At 64.0% G+C, this 24,586-nt stretch carries 17 protein-coding genes; 7 read left to right on the plus strand and 10 right to left on the minus strand.

Translation table 11 applies throughout. The features are described 5' to 3' along the window. The first annotated feature begins 87 nt into the window (after positions 1–87). Complete coding sequence (locus ACFSOZ_RS06430; RefSeq protein ID WP_379094868.1) at positions 88–4,878, plus strand: NAD-glutamate dehydrogenase; 4,791 nt, start codon at positions 88–90, stop codon at positions 4,876–4,878. A 264-nt stretch (positions 4,879–5,142) separates the two neighbouring features. Beyond that, the gene (locus ACFSOZ_RS06435; RefSeq protein WP_379094871.1) at positions 5,143–6,519 is read left to right on the plus strand and encodes an MFS transporter; all 1,377 of its coding nucleotides are present in this window, start codon (positions 5,143–5,145) and stop codon (positions 6,517–6,519) included. A 170-nt stretch (positions 6,520–6,689) separates the two neighbouring features. Here the strand turns inward: ACFSOZ_RS06435 and purH are convergent, their stop codons facing one another. The 4 genes from purH to htpX all read right to left on the minus strand — a co-directional run bounded on the left by purH (position 6,690) and on the right by htpX (position 12,740). After that, entirely contained in the window at positions 6,690–8,306 is a 1,617-nt protein-coding gene (gene purH, locus ACFSOZ_RS06440; protein ID WP_379094874.1) for a bifunctional phosphoribosylaminoimidazolecarboxamide formyltransferase/IMP cyclohydrolase, read from the minus strand. Between the two features lie 157 nt (positions 8,307–8,463). Further along, positions 8,464–10,188 carry a heparinase II/III family protein gene (locus tag ACFSOZ_RS06445; protein ID WP_379094877.1) on the minus strand — a complete coding sequence of 575 codons (1,725 nt, stop codon included), beginning with the start codon at positions 10,186–10,188 and terminating at the stop codon, positions 8,464–8,466. A 147-nt stretch (positions 10,189–10,335) separates the two neighbouring features. Further along, on the minus strand, positions 10,336–11,724 hold the full coding sequence (locus ACFSOZ_RS06450; RefSeq protein WP_379094880.1) for an RsmB/NOP family class I SAM-dependent RNA methyltransferase: 1,389 nt from the start codon (positions 11,722–11,724) through the stop codon (positions 10,336–10,338). Continuing rightward, positions 11,721–12,740 (minus strand): zinc metalloprotease HtpX, encoded by a 1,020-nt coding sequence (htpX, locus tag ACFSOZ_RS06455; protein ID WP_379094883.1) that lies wholly within the window; start codon positions 12,738–12,740, stop codon positions 11,721–11,723. The genes ACFSOZ_RS06450 and htpX overlap by 4 nt, the downstream gene beginning before the upstream one ends. 102 nt (positions 12,741–12,842) lie before the next feature. Between htpX and ACFSOZ_RS06460 the strand changes: the two genes are divergently transcribed. Beyond that, complete coding sequence (locus ACFSOZ_RS06460) at positions 12,843–13,064, plus strand: DUF1674 domain-containing protein (RefSeq protein WP_379094886.1); 222 nt, start codon at positions 12,843–12,845, stop codon at positions 13,062–13,064. Positions 13,065–13,213: 149 nt separating this feature from the next. Here the strand turns inward: ACFSOZ_RS06460 and ACFSOZ_RS06465 are convergent, their stop codons facing one another. After that, positions 13,214–13,885, minus strand: a complete 672-nt coding sequence (locus tag ACFSOZ_RS06465; protein ID WP_379094889.1) for an HAD-IA family hydrolase — start codon at positions 13,883–13,885, stop codon at positions 13,214–13,216. 167 nt (positions 13,886–14,052) lie between these two features. Between ACFSOZ_RS06465 and ACFSOZ_RS06470 the strand changes: the two genes are divergently transcribed. From ACFSOZ_RS06470 to ACFSOZ_RS06480, 3 genes are all read left to right on the plus strand, one after another. Next, positions 14,053–14,922: a transglutaminase-like domain-containing protein gene (locus ACFSOZ_RS06470; protein ID WP_379094892.1), complete on the plus strand. Its 870-nt coding sequence runs from the start codon at positions 14,053–14,055 to the stop codon at positions 14,920–14,922. 302 nt (positions 14,923–15,224) lie between these two features. Next, positions 15,225–16,580 (plus strand): pilus assembly protein TadG-related protein, encoded by a 1,356-nt coding sequence (locus ACFSOZ_RS06475; RefSeq protein WP_379094895.1) that lies wholly within the window; start codon positions 15,225–15,227, stop codon positions 16,578–16,580. A 418-nt stretch (positions 16,581–16,998) separates the two neighbouring features. Then, positions 16,999–18,267, plus strand: coding sequence for a class I SAM-dependent methyltransferase (locus ACFSOZ_RS06480; RefSeq protein ID WP_379094898.1), 1,269 nt, complete (start codon positions 16,999–17,001; stop codon positions 18,265–18,267). Here the strand turns inward: ACFSOZ_RS06480 and ACFSOZ_RS06485 are convergent, their stop codons facing one another. Further along, positions 18,268–19,017 (minus strand): MOSC domain-containing protein, encoded by a 750-nt coding sequence (locus ACFSOZ_RS06485; RefSeq protein ID WP_379094900.1) that lies wholly within the window; start codon positions 19,015–19,017, stop codon positions 18,268–18,270. Then, the gene (gene acs, locus ACFSOZ_RS06490) at positions 19,017–20,972 is read right to left on the minus strand and encodes an acetate--CoA ligase (RefSeq protein ID WP_379094903.1); all 1,956 of its coding nucleotides are present in this window, start codon (positions 20,970–20,972) and stop codon (positions 19,017–19,019) included. The genes ACFSOZ_RS06485 and acs overlap by 1 nt, the downstream gene beginning before the upstream one ends. A gap of 305 nt (positions 20,973–21,277) precedes the next feature. Here acs and ACFSOZ_RS06495 point away from each other — a divergent pair, with 305 nt between their 5' ends. Continuing rightward, entirely contained in the window at positions 21,278–21,550 is a 273-nt protein-coding gene (locus ACFSOZ_RS06495) for an usg protein (RefSeq protein ID WP_111548407.1), read from the plus strand. Between the two features lie 75 nt (positions 21,551–21,625). Here ACFSOZ_RS06495 and ACFSOZ_RS06500 read toward each other — a convergent pair whose 3' ends face one another. From ACFSOZ_RS06500 to ACFSOZ_RS06510, 3 genes are all read right to left on the minus strand, one after another. Then, complete coding sequence (locus ACFSOZ_RS06500; protein ID WP_379094906.1) at positions 21,626–22,138, minus strand: SUKH-3 domain-containing protein; 513 nt, start codon at positions 22,136–22,138, stop codon at positions 21,626–21,628. 101 nt (positions 22,139–22,239) lie between these two features. Then, positions 22,240–23,274 (minus strand): aldo/keto reductase, encoded by a 1,035-nt coding sequence (locus ACFSOZ_RS06505; protein WP_379094909.1) that lies wholly within the window; start codon positions 23,272–23,274, stop codon positions 22,240–22,242. A 65-nt stretch (positions 23,275–23,339) separates the two neighbouring features. Next, on the minus strand, positions 23,340–24,521 hold the full coding sequence (locus tag ACFSOZ_RS06510; protein WP_379094912.1) for an MFS transporter: 1,182 nt from the start codon (positions 24,519–24,521) through the stop codon (positions 23,340–23,342). Between the last annotated feature and the right edge of the window lie 65 nt (positions 24,522–24,586).

Below are 24,586 nucleotides of genomic sequence, written 5' to 3' on the forward strand. Positions count from 1 at the left end.
TCTTGGCAAGCCGTCAAACCTTTGTCGCCAAACAGCGGTCATCTGCTACCATAGTCGCAAAAGCATGCGACGGGAGGGAATGGCATCATGGCCAGCGTGAAATCCGCAAGCAAGTCGAAGAAAAAAGCCACGGCAGCGACAAAAACGGAGGAAAGACCAGCCAGGCTTGCCGACTATCTGCTCGCCCGCGCGCCGGCTGAAGACATCGCAACCTACGCAGCGGCCGATCTCGAACGCGCCGCCGATCTCGCCGGCCAGGCAGTCGCCAGTCACAAAAAGGGCGAGTGCGTCGTCGCCGTCGATGCCGATTCGGGCGTTGTCCGCGAGGGTCGCCCGGTGACGATCATCACCGTCGTCAATGACAACATGCCGTTCCTGTTCGATTCCATCCTCGGCGAGATCACCGAGAGCGCCGGCGAGCCGACCCTGGTCACCCACCCGGTCATCACCGTGCGCCACGGCAAGACAGGCGTCGATGAAATCCTCGGCGACGGCAATTTCGCCAAGGACGACGGCAACCACGACCGGCTGAGCGTCATCCATGTCCACATCCCGCGGCTGACCGCCGAGCAGGCGACCGGAATGACCGAGCGGCTGCGCAAGATGCTCGGCCAGGTTCATGCTGCCGTCCACGACTGGAGACCGATGCTGGCCCGCCTCGACCAAGCGATCTCGGAGTACCGCTATACCGCGGTGCCGCTCGACAAGAAGAGCGTTGCCGAAGCGATCGCCTTCCTGGAGTGGCTGCGCGACGACAATTTCACCTTCCTCGGCATGCGCGAATTCAAATACACCGGCGGCGAGGAAAGCGGTACGCTGGAGCGCGCCGACAAGCCCGGTCTCGGCATCCTGGCCGATCCCGACGTGCTGGTGCTAAGGCGCGGCACCGAAGCCGTGACGACAACGCCGGAGATCCGCGCCTTCCTGCATGGACCGGAGCCGTTGATCGTCACCAAGGCCAATGCCAAGTCTTCCGTGCATCGCCGCATCTATCTCGATTACATCGGCGTCAAGACCTACACTCCCAAGGGCACGCTGGCGGGCGAATTGCGCATCGTCGGCCTGTTCACCTCGACCGCCTACACGCGCTCGGTGATGAAGATCCCCTATCTCCGGTCGAAGGCCGAAACCATCATCGCCAAGTCCGGCTTCGACCGGCACGATCACTCCGGCAAGGCGCTGATCAACGTGCTGGAGAGCTATCCGCGCGACGAATTGTTCCAGGTGCCGGTGCCGATCCTGAGGAAGCACGCCGCCGCCATTCTCGGCTTGGTCGAGCGGCCGCGCGTTCGGGCGCTGGTGCGCGCCGACCAGTTCGACCGCTTCGTCTCGATCCTCGTCTTTGTGCCGCGCGACCGCTACGACAGCGTGGTGCGCGAGAAGATCGGCAGCTATCTCAAGACCGTGTTCGAAGGCCGGTTGTCGGCCTATTATCCAGCCTTCCCCGAAGGCGGGCTGGCGCGTGTGCACTTCGTCATCGGCCGTTCCGGCGGTAAGACGCCAAAGGTCGAGCAAGCGACGATCGAGGCGGCGATCCGCGACATCGTGCGCACCTGGGAGGACGCCCTTTCCGATGCGGCGGACGCCACTGGCGGCGACCAGGGGTTGAAGGCTATTGCCGCGCGGCTGCCGGAAAGCTACCGCGATTCGTTCAGCGCGGCGGTGGCGCTGGCCGATGCCGGGCGCATCGCCAGGATCAGCGCCGGCTATCCGATCGCCATCGACTATTACCGTGATGCTGAGCAGAAGCCGCATCAGGCGTCGTTGAAGATCTATCACCACGGCAGCCCGGTGGCGCTGTCGCGGCGGGTGCCGGTGCTGGAAAACATCGGCTTCCGCGTCATCAGCGAGCGCACTTTCGAGGTCGGCGACGACCAGTCCGGTATGGTCTTCATCCACGACATGGAGTTGGAGAACAGCTACGGCAAGCCGATCGACCTTGGCGATGGCGGGGCGCTGTTCGAGGACGCGTTCCTATCCGTCTGGCGCGGCGACGTCGACAATGACGGCTATAACGGCCTCGCCCAAACCGCCGGGCTGTGGTCGGGCGAGATCACCATCCTGCGCGCCTATGGCCGCTATCTGCAGCAGGTCGGCATTCCGCAGAGCCAGGATTTCATCGCCGCCGCGCTCAACCGTTATCCCGACATCGCGCGTGGCCTGCATGCGCTGTTCATCGCCCGGCTTGGCCCGACAGCCGAGACCGAAGGCGTGGTGGCGGCAAAGCACCTCAAGGCCAAGATCAAGGATGCGCTGGAGGATGTGCCGAACATCGATGACGACACCATCATCCGCCGCTACCTCAATCTGATCGAAGCCTCGCTGCGCACCAATCATTTCGTTGCCGATACGAAGGAGAAGGGCCAGTCGCTGGCGATCAAGCTCGATTCGCATGCGGTCGAGGGATTGCCGGCGCCGCGGCCGTGGCGGGAGATCTTCGTCTACGGCTCCGAGGTCGAGGGGCTGCATCTGCGCTTCGGCCCGGTGGCGCGTGGCGGCCTGCGCTGGTCGGACCGCGCCCAGGACTACCGCACCGAGGTGCTCGGCCTGGTCAAGGCGCAGCAGGTCAAGAACGCCGTCATCGTGCCGGTCGGCGCCAAGGGCGGCTTCTTCCCCAAGCGCCTGCCGGCGGGCGGCAGCCGCGACGCGATCTTCGAGGCCGGCACGTCGGCCTACAAGAACTTTGTCTCCAGCCTGCTGTCGATCACCGACAATATCGGCCTCGACGGTGTCATCCCGCCGGCCGGCGTCGTACGCCGCGACCCGGACGATCCGTATTTCGTCGTTGCTGCCGACAAGGGCACGGCAACCTTCTCCGACACCGCCAACGCGATCAGTGAGAAGCACGGCTTCTGGCTCGACGATGCCTTCGCCAGCGGCGGCTCGGCCGGCTACGACCACAAGAAGATGGGCATCACCGCCAAGGGCGCCTGGGAAGCGGTCAAGCGGCATTTCCGCGAGATCAACCGCGACATCCAGACCTCGCCCTTCACCGTCGTCGGTGTCGGCGACATGTCCGGCGACGTGTTCGGCAATGGCATGCTGTTGTCGCCGACGACCCGGCTGATCGCCGCCTTCGACCATCGCGACATCTTCATCGATCCCGATCCCGACATGACCGCTTCGATGGCCGAGCGCGAGCGCATGTTCGCCCTGCCGCGTTCGAGCTGGCAGGACTACGACAAGACGAAACTGTCGGCGGGCGGCATCATCGTATCGCGCAACCAGAAGTCGATCACCCTGCCGGCGGCAGCGGCGGCGGCGATCGGCCTAAGCAAGACGACCGCCACGCCGGTCGAGATCATGAGCGCCATCCTCAAGGCGCCGGTCGACCTTTTGTGGTTCGGCGGCATCGGCACGTATTTGAGGGCATCCAGCGAAACCAACGCCGAGGTCGGCGACCGCGCCAATGATGCCATCCGCATCACCGCGCTCGACGTGCGCGCCAAGGTGATCGGCGAGGGCGCCAATCTCGGCGTCACGCAGCGGGCGCGCATCGAGTTCGGCATGAATGGCGGCCGCTGCAATTCCGACGCCATCGACAATTCGGGCGGCGTCAACTGCTCCGACGTCGAGGTCAACATCAAGATCGCGCTGGCGTCCGCCATGCGCAAGGGATCGTTGACCCGCCCGGCGCGCAACAAGCTGCTGGCCGAAATGACCGGCGAGGTTGGCGGACTGGTGCTGTCCAACAATTACGAACAGACGCTGGCGCTTTCGATCGCCCGCAAGCGCGGCCTCGCCGACATCGCGCATCAGAGCCGCTTCATGACGGCGCTGGAGGCACGCGGCCTGCTCGACCGCGTGGTCGAGACACTGCCGTCGCCGGCAGCACTCGCCGAGCGCGAAGCGCGCGGCGAACCGCTGACCAGGGCCGAGCTCGGCGTGTTGCTCGCCTATGCCAAAATCGTGCTGTTTTCCGATATCGTCGCCAGCGACGTGCCGGACGACGCGCATTTCGATCGCGACCTGATGGGCTATTTCCCGGACCGGATGGCGAAGAAATACGCCGCCGAGATCCACGGCCACCGGCTGCGCCGTGAGATCATTGCGCGCGTCGTCACCAATGACCTGGTCAATCGCGGCGGCCCGTCCTTCGTCAACCGTCTACAGGAAGCAACCGGCCGCACCGCCGCCGCCGTGGTGCGCACCTTCGCGGTGGTGCGCGACGGCTTTGCGCTGCCGGCGCTCTATCGCGAGATCGACGCGCTCGACAATCTGATCGACGGCCAGGTGCAGCTCGATCTCTATCAGGCGGTCAGCCGGCTGATCTACGTGACCAGCGGCTGGTATCTCAAGAACGATGCCGGCACGGTACCGCTTGGCCAGCGCATCGCCGAACTGCAGGACGCACGCAAGGCACTGGAGCCCAAGATCGTTTCGCTGCTGCCGGCCTTTTCGCGCGAGCGGATCGAGGAGAAGCGGCACGGGCTGTTCAAGAGTGGCGCGCCGGAAAAGCTGGCCGAGCAATTGGCGCTGAGCGAGGTGGCGGAACTCATTCCCGACATTGCGCTCACGGCCAGAACGGCCAATGCCGACATCGTCGCCGCGGCCAAGGCGTTCTTCGCGGTCAGCGATGCCTTCCGCATCCCGCGTGTTGAAGACGCGGCGCGCTCGATCACACCCTCCGACTACTACGATCAGCTGGCGCTATCGCGCGCCACCGACACGATCGGCGCGGCGCGGCGCGGCATTGCCGTCGCGGCGCTCACCGGCCATGCCAAGGTTGCAGATCCGGTGGCGGCCTGGCTGGAAGCCGGCGGCGAGCGGGTGGCACGCATCCGTGAGCGGCTGCAGGCGCTGACCGAAGGCGGCGACATCACCGTGTCGCGGCTGTCGGTCGCGTCCGGGTTGATGAGCGATCTGACGGGGATGTAAGGCCTCGCTTGGCGCTTACCCTCCCCCTTGTGGGGAGGGTCGCTGCGAAGCAGCGGGGTGGGGGCGGCGCCGGACACCCCCCCCCGGACCTTCGGTCCGACCTCCCCACAAGGGGGAGGTAGAGGTTGGCGCCTTCGCCCCCGTTCAATCGGAAATGAAGGCGGGCAAACCAATGAACGGCGGCGCGACGCTTGTTCGTTTGCATGACCATCGGAAACATGCAGACATGGCGCGCGACGCGCGGCGCGGATGCTGGGAGGGGACATGACCGAGGTAACAGTGCAGCGTGCGTCTGGGCGCGGCATCTGGGGATGGATGTTCTTCGACTGGGCGGCGCAGCCGTTCTTCACCGTCGTCACCACCTTCATCTTCGGCCCCTATTTCGTTTCGCGCATGGCGAGCGATCCCAACACCGGCCAGGCGGTCTGGGGCTATGGCATCGCCGCTGCCGGACTGGTCATTGCCGTGCTGTCGCCGATCCTCGGGTCGATCGCCGACCAGACCGGACCGCGCAAACCATGGATCGCGTTTTTCGCCGCGATCAAGATCACCAGCCTTTGCCTGTTGTGGTTCGCCGCCCCCGGCTCCAACCTGTTCCTCATCGTGGCCTTGTTCTCGCTGGCCTCGGTGGCGGCGGAATTCTCGACTGTGTTCAACGATTCGATGATGCCGCGGCTGGTGCCGAAAAGCGAAATCGGCCGGATTTCCAACATCGCCTGGGGCCTCGGCTATCTCGGCGGCATGATCGCGCTGATCTTCGTCGTTACCTGCCTGGCGGGCTCGCCGGAGACCGGCAAGACGATCATCGGCATCGACCCGCTGTTCGGGCTCGACCCGAAGCTCGGCGAGGACGCGCGGGCAACCGGGCCGCTGTCGGCGGGCTGGTACTTCCTGTTCATCCTGCCGATGTTCTTCTTCACGCCGGATGCGATCAAGGGAATTCCGATCGGGCCGGCGGTGCGCGAAGGCCTGTCGGAGCTGAAATCGACGCTGGCCGAAGTGCGCCAGCGTGGCGGCATCTTCCGCTTCCTCGTCGCCCGCATGATCTATCAGGATGGCGTCAATGCGCTGCTGGCGCTGGGCGGCACCTTTGCGGCGGCGATGTTCCACTGGTCGATCACCGAGATCGGCATGTTCGGCATCATCCTCAATGTCGTCGCCATCTTCGGCTGCTGGGTCGCGGCGCGCCTCGACACCGCGCTCGGTTCGAAGGTGGTGGTGATGATTGCGCTGGTGATGCTGGCGATCGCCACGATCGGCGTCGTTTCGACTGGTCCGGGCTTCACGTTGCTCGGCCTGATACAGCTTTCGACAGTCGATTCGGGCGGCCTGTTCGGTACGGCCGCCGAAAAGGCCTACATCATGTATGGCCTGTTGATCGGCCTGGCCTTCGGGCCGGTGCAGGCGTCGTCACGCTCCTATATGGCGCGCAGCGTCACGGCGGCAGAATCCGGCCGCTATTTCGGCATCTATGCGCTGGCCGGCCGGGCGACCAGTTTCCTGGCGCCGTTCCTGGTGGCGACCATCACCGCCGTCAGCGACTCGGCTCGGCTGGGCATGGCGGTGATCATCCTGTTCCTGGCGATCGGCATGGCGATCCTGATCAGGACGCCATACCCTGCGGACCAGCCGGTGGAATAGTAGCAGCGCCTCTTCCTTCTCCCCCTGTGGGAGAAGGTGGCCGAGCGAAGCTCGGTCGGATGAGGGGTGTTCCAGCTTGGAACCGACCGCGCTCCGTCCAGCACCCCTCAACCGTCTTGGCGCTGCGGGCCAATCCACCTTCTCCCACAGGGGGAGAAGGGAAGAAACGCTCAGTGCCGGAAGTGTCTCACGCCGGTAAACACCATGGCGATGCCGTGCTCGTCGGCGGCGGCGATGACGTCCTTGTCATTCATCGAGCCGCCGGGCTGGATGACGGCGGTGGCGCCGGCTCCGATCGCCGCCAGCAATCCGTCGGCGAAGGGGAAGAAGGCGTCGGAGGCGACGACCGAACCCCTGGTCAGCGGTTCGGCAAGGCCTGCAGCCTCGGCCGCGTCGAGCGCCTTGCGGGCGGCGATGCGTGAGGAATCGACGCGGCTCATCTGGCCGGCACCGATGCCGACGGTGGCGCCATCCCTGACGTAGACGATGGCGTTGGACTTGACGTGCTTGGCGATGCGGAAGGCGAATTTCAGGTCGGCCATTTCGGCAGGTGTCGGCGCGCGCTTGGTCACCACCTTCAGCTCGAGGTCGTCGACCACGGCATTGTCCCTGCCCTGGACGAGCATGCCGCCCGCGACGGATTTCACGACAGTGCCGGCGGCGCGCGGATCGGGCAGGCCGCCGGTGACCAGCAGGCGCAGATTCTTCCTGGCGGCGACGATATCGATCGCTCCCTGCGAGGCATCGGGTGCGATGATCACTTCGGTAAAGGTCTTGACGATCTCCTCGGCGGCCTCGGCATCGAGGGTGCGATTCACAGCGACGATGCCGCCGAAGGCCGAGACCGGATCGCAGGCGAGCGCCTTGGCGTAGGCCGCCTTCAGCGAAGTGCCTTCGGCGACGCCGCACGGGTTGGCGTGCTTGATGATGGCGACCGCGGCGGAGCGGCCGGGATCGAATTCGCCGACCAGTTCGAAAGCGGCGTCGGTGTCGTTGATGTTGTTGTAGGACAGCTGCTTGCCCTGCAGCTGGCGCGCCGTGGCGACGCCCGGCCGCTTGTCGCCATTGACGTAGAAACCGGCGCTCTGGTGCGGGTTCTCGCCGTAGCGCATCACCTCGACCAGCCTGCCGCCAAAGGCGCGCCATGTCGGATGTTCGATCTCGAGCGCCTCGGCGAACCAGCCGGAGATCGCGGCGTCATAGCTGGCGGTGCGGGCAAAGGCCTTGGCCGCCAGCTTCTTGCGGAAATCCAGCGACAGCGAGCCGATGTTCATCTCCAGCGCGTTCAGCACCGAGGCGTAGTCGCCGGGGTCGGTGACGATGGCGACATAGGCATGGTTCTTGGCCGAGGCGCGGATCATCGCCGGGCCGCCAATGTCGATGTTCTCGACGATCGCGGCATAGTCGGCGTCGGAGCGGCGGACTTCCTCGAACGGATAGAGATTGGAGACGACCAGATCGATCGGCTCGATGCCGTATTTGCGCATCGCAGCCGAATGCTCCGGGTCGTCGCGCACGCCAAGCAGCGCGCCATGCACCGACGGATGCAAGGTCTTGACGCGGCCATCCATGATTTCTGGAAAACCGGTGAGCTCGGAGACGTCGCGCACCGCCAGGCCCGCCTCGGCAATCGCCTTTGCCGTGCCGCCGGTCGAGACCAGCTCGACGCCGGCCGAGGCCAGCGCCCTGGCGAAATCGATGAGGCCGGTCTTGTCGAAGACGGAGAGCAAAGCGCGACGCACGGCAACGAGGTCAGGTGCGGGAATGTTCTTGGCGGCGACGGCCATGGGCTGGCGGCCTTTCACGGCTGGTGTGGTGGATGCCCGCGCCGTAGCACATGACATCGGGAAATCAAACCGGAAGCGCTGGCTGGCTCTTTGTTTTGCCGCATGATGTTATCCGAAAGTCTGCAACTTCTCGGCCTCATGCTCGAGGCAGATACGATCAGTTGTTTTCCGGGTAACCGGCGATGCTGGTGCGCGTCAGCTGCCAGTGGACTTCGGCGACCTCCGAGGCCTTGAAGGCAAGCACGATCTGGCGGCTGCGGCGCGGGCCGCCAAGACCGGCGAAATAGATCGATTCCTCGACCTCCGGCTCCACTTCGCTGGAGGTGAACACCCAGGTGTCGGCCTGATCGCCGGCCAGGACCAGCCGGTCGTGCTCGTCCTGCAGCAGGTTGATGTCGGGATGGACGTGGAAGCGTATGGTGACGAAGTCACGGCCGTTGTTGCGGATTTCCGCATTGCCGGGCCGCAGGAAGCGGTCCCTGCCGGCCAGCACGTTGCCGTTCGCCGACAAATTCAGCTCGCGCTCATGCAGGAAGCCGAAGCGCGGGACATAGCCGTCATGGCGGGCGATGAAACCCTGAGCGCCCTTCTGGTCGGTGCGCTTGCACTGCACCTGCTGCGGGCCGCCGATCAGCGGCGAGCCGAGCAGGTCGTTGACGCGCAGCGAATGGCTGAACCGCGCCGACGAGGTGTCGTTGATGGTGGCGGTCGAGTGCGCCGCGGTGGCGCGCGCCAGCGGCCGGAACTCGGCGGCGCCGTAGGTGTCGATGCCGGCGTTGACGATGTAATGCTGGCGGCCGGACGACAGTTCGAAGGCGAGGCAGCTGGCATGCGCGGCGTTGGACACGTCGATCGGCGGCGGCAGGCCGGTGTCGGCGATAATCGTGGCGCCGCCCATCGACAGGCGCTCATAGCCGGAATGCGGCGCATGCAGCAGCGGCGCGCCGGCGGTATCGTCGTGACGCAGGATGGTGGCGATGCGGTCATGGATGGTGGCGCCCATGCCGTTGAAGCGGGCGAGGCTACCGTCCTGATGTCGGAAGAAGCGCAACGCCGGCAGCATGCGGTCGATGGCGCCGATGAGGGCCTGCGGCGGCGTTTCCGCCTGGTTGGCATAGGTCTGGCGCAGCGGCAAAAGGTCGGCGAGGATTTCCAGGACGGCCATCGGATTGCGCGAAATGTGACCGCCGTCGGCAAGGATCTGGCGGTCGAGTTCGTCCGCAAGGTTGCGGGTCGCGCCGCGCAGTGCTGATGCCGGCGCCGGCAGCGACAGGGCGGCGAAGGCGAGCGCGATGCGGGCGCGCAGCCTGTCCTTGCCGTCAGGCATTTCGCGCGCCATCGACCTGAGGTAGCGGATCTGGATGGCGAGCGATTTCAGGAAGGCGCGGTAGAAGGGGAACTCGGCGCCCTGCAGCACGACAGAGGAGTGCTGCAGCCAGGCGATGATACGCTTGGCTGTAGTGCCGGACTCCCAGGCGATACCGGAAATATGGCTGCCGTGCATGACGATCCAGTCGGAGACCAAGGCGCGGGCGTTGGCGGCGGCGAGCTCGGTGCCGGCGGCGCGCATGTGGCGCAGCCAGCGAAAGCCATGCAGCGTCTTCTGCCAGCCATGGTTGGGCACGTTGATCTGGAAAGGCGACTTGCCGCCGGTCTCGACCAGATGCCCCGACAAGGGATAGCGGCCATAGTAGATCTCAAGCGCGATCTGCGGGTCGGCGACGCGCAGGTCCGGCGGTGCGATCAGCACACGTTCCGGCGTGCGGCCGGAATAGCGCCAGCGATAGATCGGCCCGGCACGCAGGCGCCGGCGCGTTTTGCGCCAGAACTCCCTCGCGACAAGCGTCCATAGACGCGTCGTGCTGCTGGCAGCGAGTGCCAAAACCCCTCCTGATCGTCCTCTACCCCGGCGCAAGTTTACATGATTGCATGACTCGTGCGAAGGCGAATTCCATCGGACGGCCCCGGCTCACCCGGTTATGCCCCCGACTCTCCCTGAAAAAGTCAGTAAATCCGGTCGGTTAAAACCTTAGCCGGCTCTACGCATGCGCGCGGCGAAGAAGCCATCGAGGCCCGAGCGTTCCGGCGCACCGAGGTCCAAATCGGCGGGCGTGGTGCGCAGCGTGCCCTGCGGCGTCAGGAATGGATCGATGCCGGCGATCTCGCCTTGTCGCAACGGATCGTTGGCTACTCCCGCTGTGCCGGCCAGAAAGGCGCGATAGAGGTCTTCGCCCTCGATCGGGTCGAGCGAGCAGTTGGAAAAGACGATCCTGCCGCCGGGTTTTACCAGCGTGACGGCGCGGGCGAGCAACCTGCGTTGCAGGTCGGCCAGCTTCTCGACATCGGCCGCCGTCTTGGTCCACGGCACGTCGGGATGCCGCCGTACCGTGCCGGTCGACGAGCAGGGCGCGTCGAGGAGCACGGCGTCGAACAGCTCTTCCGGCTGGTATTTGAGCAGGTCGGCCTGGACGATGTCGGCCGACAGGCCGAGACGTTCAAGGTTTTGCGTCAGCCGCGCCAGCCGGTTCTTCGAGGTGTCGACGGCGGTGACGTTGGCGCCAGCGAGAATGAGCTGTGCGGTCTTGCCGCCGGGGGCGGCGCAGAGATCGGCGACGCGCAAGCCTCTGACATCGCCGAACAGCCGTGCCGGCAGGCTGGCCGCGGCGTCCTGGACCCACCAGGCGCCCTCGGTGAAGCCGGGCAATTCGATGACGGCATTGGCAAGCTTCTCCACCCGAATTGTGCCGGTCGGCAGGACGATGCCGCCGAGCTTTTCGGCCCACAGCTCTGGGTCGGTCTTGACCGAGAAATCGACTGGCGCCTCGTGCCGATGGGCGGCGAGAATCAGCCTGGCCTTCTCAGGGCCATAGGCGGTTTTCAGCCGATCGGAGAACCATTTCGGCGCTTCGTCGGTGGCGGCAAGGGCGGCAGGCAGCTCGGTTTCCTTGGCACGCGCCAGCGTGCGCAGCACGCCATTGACCAGGCCGGAAAAGCGCAGCGTGCGCGGATCGGACTTGGCGTGGGTCACCGCCAGGTCGACGGCGGCGCTGTCGGGAATGTCGAGGAACAGGATCTGTGCCGCCCCCACATGCAATATGTGCGACAGCGCGGTGGCGTTGGGCGGCAGCGGCTTCTCCAATCGGCGGGCGAGCAGCCCCGTGATGGTCATGCGATAGCGCAGTGCGGTGACCAGAATGGCGCGGACCAGGCTACGGTCGCGCAGGTCGAGCGCCTTGTATTGCGGGTGGCCGTTCTCGTGGTCGGTCAGTCCGTCGAGCGGCGTCCTGGCGTCGATGACGGCGGCAAGCAGGCGCGCCGCGGCCTTGCGGGCGGCGAGACCGGCAACGAAGTCGCCGCCGTCCTTGTGTTCCTGATCGCCTGAAACGGTGCGCCGAGGTCCTCTGTCCGACACGCTCACGACCACCGGCCTTTGGGCCCGGTCGGGTTGCGACCCCATGGATTGGGTTTCGGCTCGGCCGGTTCCGCCGGCTGTTCAGGCCGCGCTGCCTGGCCCCACGGGCCTGAAGGCTGCGGTTCGTCCGCCTGCCGGGGCGCCGGGGCCTGGCGCGGGGCGACCTTGGCGTCGCCATCTTCCATCTGCCGCGCCATCGCTTGCAGGGCGGCGATGCGGTTCTCGGTGCTCGGGTGGGTGGAAAACAGACTGTCCATGCGCTCGCCGGAAAGAGGATTGATGATGAAGAGATGTGCCATTGCCGGATTGCGCTCGGCATCGGGGTTGGGAATGCGTTCGGCGCCGCGGGCGATCTTGTCAAGGGCCGACGCCAGCCAGAGCGGGTGTCCACAGATTTCGGCGCCGCGCCGGTCGGCCTCGTATTCGCGGGTGCGACTGACCGCCATCTGCACGACCATCGCCGCGAAGGGCGCGACGATCATCGCCGCCAGCACGCCGACAAAGCCGAACGGATTGTTGTTGCGATTGCCGCCGAGGAAGAAGGCGAAATTGCCAAGCATCGAGATGGCGCCGGCAAAGGTGGCGACGATCGTCATGGTCAGCGTGTCGCGATGCTGCACATGGGCGAGTTCGTGCGCCATCACCGCGGCGACTTCCTCATGGCTCAGCCGCTGTAGCAGGCCGGTGGAGGCGGCGACCGCGGCGTTCTGCGGGTTGCGGCCGGTGGCGAAGGCGTTCGGCTGCGGATTGTCGATCAGATAGGTCTTCGGCATCGGCAGGCCGGCCTGTTGGGCCAGTGACTGAACGATGGCGTAGTATTCGGGCGCGTTCTTTTCGTCGACCTCGACGGCGCGGTTCATCGACAGCACCATCTTGTCGGCGTTCCAGTAGCTGAACAGATTGGTGCCGGCGGCAATCAGCAGGGCGATCATCATGCCGCCGGTTCCGCCGATCAAAAAGCCGACGCCCATGAACAGCGCCGTCATTGCGGCAAGAAGCATGGCGGTGCGAAGTGTGTTCATCGTCTGCTCCTGCCCAGCTGGTGAAGGGGGTCGATCCCTGTGGGGCTCATCGCTATATGATGGGAAATGCCAGTCCCCGTTTCAATCCGCCGGAAATATCGCATGAACGACGAAACCAGTAAAACCAATGCCGACCTTGGCCACGACGTCCAGCCAAAGGCGCTGACGCCGGAAGCCAGACGAGCGCTCGCGGAAGCTGAAGCAAGGCGAGTGAAATATCTGGAGAAGGAAGCCGCGGCGCCGAAGGAAGTCGGCGGCCGTGGCGGCAGGGAGCCCGGTCGCTATGGCGACTGGGAGGTCAAGGGCCTGACCAGCGATTTCTAGGCGTTGCCAGGATCTGAAGCGCGTAGCGTTCGAACGGGATCAGGCGACGCGCTTCAGGTCTTTGCTTTATGCATTTTATGCATGTCGTTCTCCCAAAACCGCTGCGCACCCTCGGGTCAGGCCCGTGGGTATGCTTTGGGCGACATGCATCAGGAAGCCGCCGCGCTTTGCATTCGCTCCAGACCAAGGCGGCCCTGGGCGTCAGTGACCGCCGTCAGGCCGCTGTAGTCAAAAATGCTGGCGTGCGGCGTGTCCATCTTGTGCTGATGCGTCGCGGTGATCACCACCACCGTGGCGCCGGCCGCCTCGCCCGCCTGGATGCCCGGCGTTGCGTCCTCGAAAACCACGCAGTCGTGGGCGTCGAAGCCAAGCCGTTCGGCCGCCAACAGGAAGCAGTCGGGTGCAGGCTTGCCGTGAACCACGTCTTCCGCCGTGACCATTGTCGCCGGACGCGGGATGCCCGCCGCCGCGATCCGCACCAGCGCAAGCGCGAGCGGCGATGATGTTACGATGGCCCAGCGATCCGGCGGCAGCGCACTCAAGAATGCCGCAGCGCCAGCGATGGCATTGATCCCTTCGACATCGGCGATTTCGGCCCGTGTAATCTCGTTCGCCTCGTGCTGTGGGTCGACCCCGGGAAGTGCCAGCCGGCGGACGGTCTCGATGGCCCGCCTGCCATGCATCGTTGGCAGGAAAGCCGCCACGTCGAGGCCGTGCCCCATCGCCCAATTGCTCCAGACGCGCTCCGCGGCGGCGGTCGAATTGAGCAGCGTGCCGTCCATATCGAAGAGGAAGGCCGCGAATTTCTTGCCTGCGAACATGGTTTTCCTTGAGTAGGGGGAGCGCTTGTGGCGATCGCCGAACCTAACGTCGCGGCGTCTTTATGGGAAGGCGCGACGGCCATCTTTTCGATGGCCCCAGGGAACTTCGGCCCTTCCTTCCGCGTTTGAGCAAAACTGTTTTCCACGAGGATCGAAGGGGGACTGCGATGCTGATCCGGCTCGGCTACGAAATCGCCATCGAATGCACCGCGGCCACCCCGGTGATTTCACTGCTCGAGATCCACAAGGACAGGCAGGCCGACATCAAGCGGCAGACGCGGGTGCTGACATCGCCCGCCGTGCCGACAAGGCTCTACCACGATCTGCATGGCAATGCCTGCCGCCGCTTCACCGCGCCCGCCGGCGGCTTTCGCATCCTTTATGATGCGGTCGTCGAGGACAGCGGCGAGACCGATGCGGTCAACACGCTCGCCAGGGAAGTGCCAGTGCCGGAACTGCCCGACGAGGTGCTCGGTTATCTCCTCGGCAGCCGCTATTGCGAGACCGATCATCTGAGCGGCCTGGCGTGGCAGCTTTTCGGCCATCTCCCCTCGGGTTGGGCGCGGGCGCAAGCGATCGTCGACTATGTCCACAACCGGCTGTCCTTCGGCTATGGCTATGCGCGTTCGACCCGCACCGCGGCACAGGCGCATGAGGAGCGCGTCGGCGTGTGCCGCGACTTCGCCCATCTGGCGATCACGCTCTGTCGCTGCATGAACATTCCGGCGCGCTACGTGAACGGCTATCTCGGCGACATCGGCGTGCCGGTCGATCCGGCGCCGATGGATTTCTCGGCCTGGCTGGAAGTATTCCTCGACGGCAAATGGTACACGTTCGATCCCCGCCACAACGCGCAAAGGATTGGCCGCGTCGTGATCGCGCGCGGCCGCGACGCCACCGACGTGCCGCTGCTGCACAGTTTCGGCCCGCATCGGCTCAGCCTGTTCAAGGTGTGGACCTACGAACAGGAAGGCAATCTGTTCAATCCGCCTTATCACGGCATCGACAGGACGGTCAGCGCGCAGATGCTGGCCTAGTCCGGCCGCTTCGCGCACTGCGGGACAACTGGTTCGCTTCGGCACAGAAGCCCTGTACCGCAACAGGACGTCATCGGGCATTCCGGAATCTCTTGCTCCGATCATGGTAAGCGGCTCGTAAACGAAGTCGCAAAAGTGTTTTTCTGTTTACCAGTCATTCACCTTTATGCAGCTCGAAACCAAACAAAAACAATAGGTTGTTGGCGCATGGCGGGTCTTCTGCGCCGTGGCGGCGTCACCCGGCTGGAATCCTGCATTGCCCTTCCCGCGGCGACGAGGCCGAGGCGAGTGGAGGCAATAGGATGCGGAAATACGGGGGTCTTGTTCACGCGGTCGGCGTTTTCGCCAGCCATCGCGGTGGAAATTTTGCAGTGCTGTTCGGCCTTACCGCCTCGGTCTTGGCGCTTGCTGTTGGCTTTTCCGTCAACGTATCGCAGCTCTACAATGCCAGATCGAGCCTGCAAGGCGTTGTCGACGCCGCGGTGACGTCGACGGCACGCGACCTGACGACCGGCGTCACTAGGGAAGCCGATGCCAACAAATCGGTGCAGGTCTTTCTCGACGCCAACAGCCAGGCGGGCATCCTGCAGGCCAACCAGATCGTCATGGACAGGCTGATTGTCGACAGGACCGCCAACACGGTCCAGGCCGACGCCCATGTCGATGTCGCCCTGTATTTCCCGATCTTCAGCATGGGTGACATGAAACGCGTCACCGCTTCCACAACGGCGCTCTATTCGGACAGGAACATCGAAGTGGCGATGATGCTCGATGTGACCGGATCCATGGCAGGTCAGAAGATCAAGGATTTGAAGGCGGCCGCGAGCAATGCGGTGGACAGTTTCCTGGGCAACCAGGATCCGACCAGGCCAAGGGTGCGTGTTTCCATCGTGCCCTACGCCAATTCGGTCAATACAGGGGCGCTCGCCGCCAGCAGCGTCTTTGTGGAAACCAACGCCAGCCAGCGCAAGCAGGCGCCGGGCAACACCAGCGCACAGGCCGTTTCGGCGCGCCCGGACTACTGTGCCACCGAACGTAAGGGTGCCGATCAATATTCGGACGCAGGTCCCGGTTCCAGCATGGTCAATCGCGACTATCTGTTGTCGACCTTTGCCGCAAACAGCCGTACCGCCGCTTGCCCGGCCGCCGGGCTCGTGCCGTTGACGGCCAACGCCGACGCACTCAAGAACGTCATCAAGGATTTTGTCGCATCGGGCGGCACCGCCGGCCATATCGGCGTGCAGTGGACTTGGTTCATGCTCTCGGAGAACTGGGGCAGCGTGATGAAAGCCTCCGAGAGGCCGGCAAGGATGGACCAGAAGAGAGTCGCCAAATATGCGATCCTGATGACCGATGGCGAATTCAACCTATCCTATTTCGACGCCAGCAGCGTCGACGAGGTCTACAACGACGCCGGCAAGGAACCGACCCGCACAGCTGCAAAGACGCTCTGTGCCGCCATGCGAGGCAAGGGCATCGAAATCTTCACGATCGGCTTCGATCTGAAAGAAGCCAATGCCGAAGCGACCCTGAAGGACTGTGCCAGCGCCGACAGCGGTTCGATCAAGCATTTCTATCAGGCCGCCACCGGTGCCGAACTCGACAACGCCTTTCAGGCGATTGCCCGCAACATCGAAACCCTGGCGCTGACCAAATAGCAGCCCGGAACCTGGTCATTCGCGGCAAAGCGATGCGCCGGTCTTCGGCTTGGGTTTCAAAAGGAAAAGGCCGCCGCTTCTTTCGAAGCCGGCGGCCTTCCGTGTTTCCGTCCGTGGCGCGGCCAATGGCGGTGACCTCTAGGGTCACCCGCCGCGCATCTCGCGCCTTAACGGGAAGACTGCTTCCCGAAAGTGCAATCCGCTGAGGCCACGTTCTGGAAAACGAAATCACTCGACATCGGATCACCTCCTTTCGATTTGTTGAACAACACAGAGATGATGGGGTCTGATTTGGCAAATGGCAAGGCATCACTCCCAAAAAGCCGGCGGTGTGTCTTTTCAGACAGGCCGGCCAGACGGGCGGCTTGCAGTCCAGGGGCAAACGGACAACATTGGCGCTCTGGCTTCGGGAGGGAGCATGGACGCCACCGACAAGGCCGCGCGGATCGTTCGAACGGTAGTTGAAACACTGAAGCCGGGCTTTGCCGTCAAGCTCTGGACCGGCGAGCGGATTGGCCCCGCCACCGGCCCCGTGCTTACCGTCAACGACCCGGACATTGTCTGGCAGATGGTTCGCCGCCCTTCTTTCTCGACGCTGATCGAGATGTGGATTTCCAAGGCGGTCGATGTCGAAGACGGATCGCTGTTTGATTTCTACGCTCTGCCTTCGCAAGGCAAGCTCAGGTCGAAACTCAAGGCATTGCCCAAGCTGGCGATCCTGCGTGACCTGCCGGCCGTGCTGTTTTCAAGGAAGCAGATGACGGCGCGGACCGATCTTTCGGGGCGCAATCCCTTCGTCAGCGGTTCGAGCCAGGAAGCGATTCAGCATCACTATGACATCTCGAATGCCTTCTATCGGCTCTTCCTCGACGAGCGCATGGTCTACAGTTGCGGCTACTTCAAGGATTTCGCCGACGGCATCGATCAGGCGCAAATCGACAAGCTCGACCATATCTGCCGCAAGCTGCGGCTGAAGCCCGGCGAAAGACTGCTCGACATCGGCTGCGGCTGGGGAGCGATGCTGATCCATGCCGTGAAGAACTATGGTGTTGTCGGCCACGGTGTCTCGCTGTCGGAAGCCCAGACGCAACTCGCCCGGGAGCGCATTCGCGCCGAGGGGCTGGAGGACAGGATCACCATCGAGATAAAATCCTACGCCGAGCTCTCCGGTAGCTTCGACAAGGTATCGTCGATCGGCATGTTCGAGCATCTGGGGCTGGCCAACCATGCCGCCTATTTCTCCACCATCCACCGATTGCTGAAACCGGGCGGCATCTATCTGCATCACGCCATCACCAGGCGCAGCAAGGGCGACATGAAGAAAACCCTGCGCAAGGGGCCGGAATACAAGGCGCTGATCAAATACATCTTCCCCGGCGGTGAACTCGACACGATCGGCATGACGCTCGGCAATTTCGAAGCGCATGGCTTCCTCGTCTATGATGTCGAGAACCTGCGCGAGCACTATGCCCGCACCTGCAGGCTGTGGGCGGAGCGTCTGCATGCCCGCTTCGACGAGGCGATCGCCGAGGTCGGCGAAGCCAAGGCACGGTTGTGGCTGCTTTATCTCACCGGCTGTTCGATCACCTTCGAGCGCGCCTCGGCGCAGATTTTCCAGACCGTCGTCACCAGACGGGCACGCGGCCCGAGCGGCCTGCCGCCGACGCGGGCGGACCTCTACCGATGATCAGATGAATCGCATCGCCGCGCCGATTTCGACGCGGGCGGGCTGGTCGACCGTGCAGTAGACGCCGAGATTGTGCGCGTTGTGACGAACCAGATTGCGCAGGATGGCCGGGTCGTTATCGAAACCTTCCTGGGCGATGATGGTGAAGCCGCAGCGGCGGCACGGCTCGGAGATGGTCAGCAGCAGGTCGCCGATCGCCAGCTTGCGGCCGATCCATTCCGTTTCGGGAAACGAGCCTTCGATCGCTGCCATGTCGACGACGATGTTGGGGCGGAAGCCGCGCGGGTCAGGCACTCCTTCGGGGTGCAATGCCTTCAGCTGCGCCAGCGAAGCCGTGGTCAGCAAGTGGATCGGGGCCTTGCGGTAACGCTCGGCGGTCAACGGCCCGGAAAAGCCGGGCGCCGCGTTGTCCCTCCGAAACGGCCGGATCGCGGCTGCGAAGCCGAGATAGGCGGAAACGGCGCGATCGCTTTCGGCGCCGGGGGCCGCCAGCCAGTCACCGTCGGGGATGGCGATCTCGAGCTCGCGGGCTTGTGACAGCCGGGTGCGGATGTGCGGCACCTTGTGCCATTTCACGTCGCGGTCCGGCCGCGCGATTTCGTTGTCGGAGACATCGACGAGACCGAACATGCGGTCGCCGTCGACGCTTTCCTGATCCACCGAAATCGCGTCCAGGCGTTCGCCGGCGAGCGAACTCGCCGGATAGCGCCAAAGCTCGGTGACGGAGCCCACCGCGACAGTTGATTGCATCAGCTTTTCTTGTTCTGCCGGTTGGCGATCAGGTCTTCGACGACGGCCGGATCGGCCAGCGTCGAGGTATCGCCGAGGGCCGAAAAATCATCCTCGGCGATCTTGCGCAGGATGCGGCGCATGATCTTGCCCGAGCGTGTCTTCGGCAGGCCGGGCGCGAACTGGATCTTGTCGGGCGAAGCGATGGCGCCGATCTCCTTGCGGACATGGGCGACGAGTTCCTTGCGCAACTCCTCGCTCGGCTGTTCGCCGGCCATCAGCGTGACATAGCAGTAGATGCCCTGGCCCTTGATGTCATGGGGGTAGCCGACGACGGCGGCCTCCGAAACCTTGTCGTGGCTGACCAGCGCCGATTCGACTTCCGCCGTGCCCATGCGATGGCCGGAGACGTTGATGACGTCGTCGACGCGGCCGGTGATCCAGTAATAGCCATCTGCGTCGCGGCGGCAGCCGTCGCCGGTGAAGTACTTGCCCTTGTAGGTCGAGAAATAGGTCTGGATGAAGCGGTCATGATCGCCATAGACGGTGCGCATCTGGCCCGGCCAGGAATCAGTGATGCAGAGATTGCCGTCGGCCGCACCTTCCAGCACCTTGCCTTCACCGTCGACCAGTTGCGGCTTGACGCCGAAGAAGGGCCGCGTCGCCGAGCCTGCCTTGAGGTCGGTGGCGCCGGGCAACGGCGTGATCAGGATGCCGCCGGTCTCGGTCTGCCACCAGGTGTCGACGATCGGCACCTTGCCGTTGCCGACAATGTTGAAATACCACTCCCAGGCTTCAGGATTGATCGGCTCGCCGACCGAGCCCAGCACGCGCAGCGACTTGCGCGATGTTTTGGTGACATGCGCATCGCCGGCGCCCATCAGCGCGCGCAATGCCGTCGGCGCGGTGTAGAAGATGTTGACCTTGTGCTTGTCGATGACTTCCCAGAAGCGCGACTGCGACGGATAGTTCGGCACGCCTTCGAACATCAGCGTGGTGGCGCCGTTGGCGAGCGGCCCGTAGACGATGTAGCTGTGGCCGGTGACCCAACCGACATCGGCGGTGCACCAGTAGATGTCGCCATCATGGTAGTCGAAGACATATTGGTGCGTCATCGAGGCATAGACGAGATAGCCGGCGGTGGTGTGGAGCACGCCCTTCGGCTTGCCGGTCGAGCCCGAGGTGTAGAGGATGAACAGCGGATCCTCCGCCTTCATCTTCTCCGGCTTGCATTCGGCCTTCACCGTCGCGACTTCGTCGTGATACCAGACGTCGCGGCCTGCCACCCAGCCGGTCTTGCCGCCGGTGCGGCGCACGACAACCACCTTTTCGACTTTCGTTCCGGCCTTGGCGGCGATCTCGATCGCCTTGTCGGTGTTGTCCTTCAACGGGATCGGCTTGCCGCCACGCAGGCCCTCGTCGGCGGTGATGACGAAGGTCGACTTGCAGTCGTCGATGCGGCCGGCCAGCGCGTCCGGCGAGAAGCCGCCGAAGACGATCGAGTGGATGGCGCCGATGCGCGTGCAGGCGAGCATCGCGTAGGCGGCTTCGGGGATCATCGGCATGTAGATGGTGACGCGATCGCCTTTCTTGACGCCGTGCTTCTTCATCACATTGGCGAGCCGGCAGACATGCTCGTAGAGCTCGTTGTAGGTGATCTTCTTGTCGTCGTAGGGATTGTCGCCTTCCCAGATGATGGCGGTCTGGTTGCCGCGCTTCTTCAGGTGCCGGTCGATGCAGTTGTAGGAAACGTTGGTCAGCCCGTCCTCGAACCACTTGATCGAGACCTGGCCGTCGAAGGAGGTGTTCTTGACCTTGCTGAAGGGTTTGAACCAGTCGATGCGCTTGCCGTGCTTGCCCCAGAACTTGTCCGGGTTCTTGACGCTGTCGGCATACCATTTCAGGTAGGTGTCATTGTCGATCAGCGCGTTTTTCTTCCACGCCGGCTGGACGCGATGGACATGAACCTCTGACATTTTCTTCACTTTCCTCCCGAACCAATCCGCCGGCTTGAAACGCCGGCGGGATCGCGGCGAAGCGGCCGCGAATTCGGCGGCATTATTACCAGTTCCGTCGTGACGGCAATATTAGACGTTGGGTTTGCGTGGCGGGATGCCGCAGGGGGCCAGCACGGAGCTGTCAGCACTCGGCCAAGCGCGCTGCTAACCGCATGTTTTCGCGCGGAAAACTCGTTTTCGATAAGAAAAAATCAATAGACAGTTAAGCAACGGCGCGCACACTCTGACGTTGGGAGGCAAGGTGACTCAACCTGGGGATCGCAATGCGTGACCATTCCGAAATGGACCTGATGCTCAAGGGCTACGGCCTGACCACGGCCAAGATTCTTTATCACTTCCCAGATCATCCGCATCTGCTGCAGAGCTACATCTGGCAGGATTATGACCTGGCTCCGGAATTTCCAGTGCTGATCCGGTTCATCGAATTCTGGAAGACCAGGCTCGACGGGCCGCTGCATTCGGTTGTTTACACGCACCAGAAGCTGATCGCGCCGAACGAATGGCGCAAGGTCGATGGCGAGTTCGTGCTTCACTAGGGTCAAAACTCAATCGACCGTCTGCCGCCAAAATGGCAATGGCCGAGATTGGTGAAAAGCGGCGGTCGGGTCGCCCTATCCCGTCGTCAGATCCTCGATGCTCAGGATCTGAGGGTCTCCACGCGTAAGTATCTCGCCGTACCATGACACTTTATCATGGGACGGCAGCAGAAGAGGTGATGCCTTTCGGCCCAGCAGGGAGCGCTCCATTGCTTCACCAAAAGTGTGGCCCATAAAGCTTATGCCGGGCATGTCCGGGAAGACCGCAAACACCCGGCCCTCTCTATCGATATAAAGGCTTTCGTGGCCATTGTGAGCGCAGGCAAAGCAAGCCAACTCCGTCTGAAGCAAGTCTCCAATTTCGAAAATTTCTTGGTAGCCTTCGTCTGGAGACCAGCAGAAAAGGACGTCGCTCCGGGCGCATTCCAGCCCAGGGCCGAGCTTGCCGACATTGAGGCCACCGAACCCGCTGAGAATGGCAGCCACCGGATGACTGGCCGGGACCGCTGGAGACACGGGCACATTGCGCCCGGTAGACCATCCGGCTGCGGCAAATATCGGCAAAACAGCAGTCGGTAGAGTTGTCATTCTGCATTATGGTCAGTGGTTCTAAGGTCCGCAACGGGTGGAAAGCGGACCTTAGTGGCGGGCGAATGGCCTGGTTGTCGTCTGTCGCCCAACGGTCCTTTTTAAACCGCTGGCGGGTTCAGCCGGGCGAAACCTTCCTGGCGGCGATAGGGAAAGTATGGGTAGGGCGCGGTGACTTCGCTTGCCGCGTCGAGTTTGCTGATTTGCTCCGGCGTCAAGGTCCAGCCGATGGCGCCGAGATTCTGGCGCAGTTGTTCCTCGTTGCGGGCGCCGATGATGACCGACGACACGGTCGGGCGCTGCAGCAGCCAGTTGATGGCGATCTGCGGCACCGTCTTGCCGGTTTCTTCGGCCACCGCGTCGAGGGCATCCATGACCCGGTAGAGATGCTCGTCCTCGACCGGCGGGCCGAAGCTGGCGGTGTCGTGCAGCCGGCTCTTTTCCGGCAGCTTTGCGCCACGGCGAATCTTGCCGGTCAGCCGGCCCCAACCGAGCGGGCTCCATACCAGCGCACCGACGCCCTGGTCGAGGCCGAGCGGCATCAGCTCCCACTCATAGTCGCGGCCGACCAGTGAATAGTAGACCTGATGCGCGACATAGCGCGGATAACCGTGCTTGTCGGCCTCCGCCAGCGACTTCATCACTTGCCAGCCGGAAAAGTTGGAGACGCCGACATAACGCAGCTTGCCGGCACGCACGAGCGCGTCCAGCGTCGACAGAACCTCCTCGATCGGAGTGCCGTTATCGAAGGCATGCAGCTGCAGCAGGTCGATGTAGTCGGTACCGAGGCGCCTCAGCGCATCGTCCACCGATTTGATCAGCCGCGAACGCGACGAGCCGTAATCGGCCGGGCCGTCGCCCATCGGCAGCGAGGTCTTGGTCGAGATCAGCACGGCATCGCGGCGGCCTTTTATCGCTTCGCCAAGTACCTGTTCGGACGCGCCGTTCGAGTAGACGTCGGCGGTGTCGAACAGGTTGACGCCGGCCTCAAGGCAAATGTCGATCAGCCGCCGCGCTTCCGTGGCGTCGCTATTGCCCCAGGCGCCGAACAGCGGGCCGGAGCCGCCAAAGGTTCCCGCGCCAAATGAGAGTGCGGGCACTTTCAGGCCCGATGCACCGAGACGTCGATAGTCCATTTTCTTGGCTCCTGATGATGTGGAAAGAGGGATGTCGAAAAGCGATCCGGTTTTGCCGGCTGATGTTACGATGGGACGGAGACGGGCGCGCCGAGCGCAGGGGTGCGATCGAGTCGCAGTGCCAGTCCCGCCACGGCGAGTGCGGCGAGCGGCAGCAGGGCAGCGACCCAGGTGAGCGCACCGAGGCCAAGGCCATGGGCAATCACCGCGCCACCAAGCCAGGCACCTGCCGCATTGCCGAGATTGAAGGCGGCGATGTTGAAGGACGAGGCGAGGCTCTGGCCCGCACCTTGCGCCTTTTCCAGCACCCACATCTGCAGCGGCGCCACGGTGGCGAAGGCGGCGGCACCCAGCAGGCCGACATAGATCACGGCCATCACCTGGCTGTGGATGGCGAAGGTCATGGTCGCGAGCACCAGGGCCAGCACCACCAGACTGCCCAGCACGGCCGGCACCAGCCAGCGATCGGCGAGCTTGCCGCCGGCGAGATTGCCGGCGATGAGACCGCCGCCGAAGACGAGCAGGATCGGCGACACTGCCGCCTCCTTGAAGCCGCTGATCTCGGTCAGCAACGGGGCGATGTAAGTGAAGACGGCGAAGACACCGGCATAGCCGAGCACGGTGGTGGCGAGGCCGAGCAGGACGGGCGTGCGGCGCAGCACGGCGAGATCGGCGCGCAGGTCGGTTTTCTCAGGCGCTGTCTGGCTGCTTGGCACCAGAGCCAAGATGACGGCGAAGGCCGCCAGGCCAACCACGGTTACCGCACAGAAGGTCGCCCGCCAGCCAAAGGCCTGGCCGAGCCAGGTGCCGAAGGGCACGCCGAGGATGTTGGCGATGGTCAGGCCGGTGAACATCAGCGCGATCGCCGAGGCCTTCCTGTTGGGCGCGACCAGCCCGGTGGCGACCACCGAGCCAACACCGAAGAAGGTGCCATGGGCAAAGGCGGTGATGATGCGGGCGCCCATCAGCGTCCAATAGTCGGGCGCCAGCGCACAGGCGAGATTGCCCAGCGTGAAGATCGCCATCAGTGCCAGAAGCACGGTCTTGCGCGGCCAGTTGCCGGTGGCGATGGTCAGCAGGGGCGCGCCGATGACGACGCCGAGCGCATAGCCCGAAATGAGCTGGCCGGCGGCCGAGATCGAAACGCCCAGATCCTTGCTGACATCGAGCAGCAGACCCATGATGACGAATTCGGTGACGCCAATGCCGAAGGCACCGGCGGCGAGGGCGTAAAGAGCAAGAGGCATGGCGATTTCCACTTCGATGACGAAGAGCGCCGTCCCGCGCCCCGACCCGAAAGATCGTGTTGCCA

The organism is Mesorhizobium newzealandense, assembly GCF_042682145.1.
Classification (GTDB): domain Bacteria; phylum Pseudomonadota; class Alphaproteobacteria; order Rhizobiales; family Rhizobiaceae; genus Mesorhizobium; species Mesorhizobium newzealandense.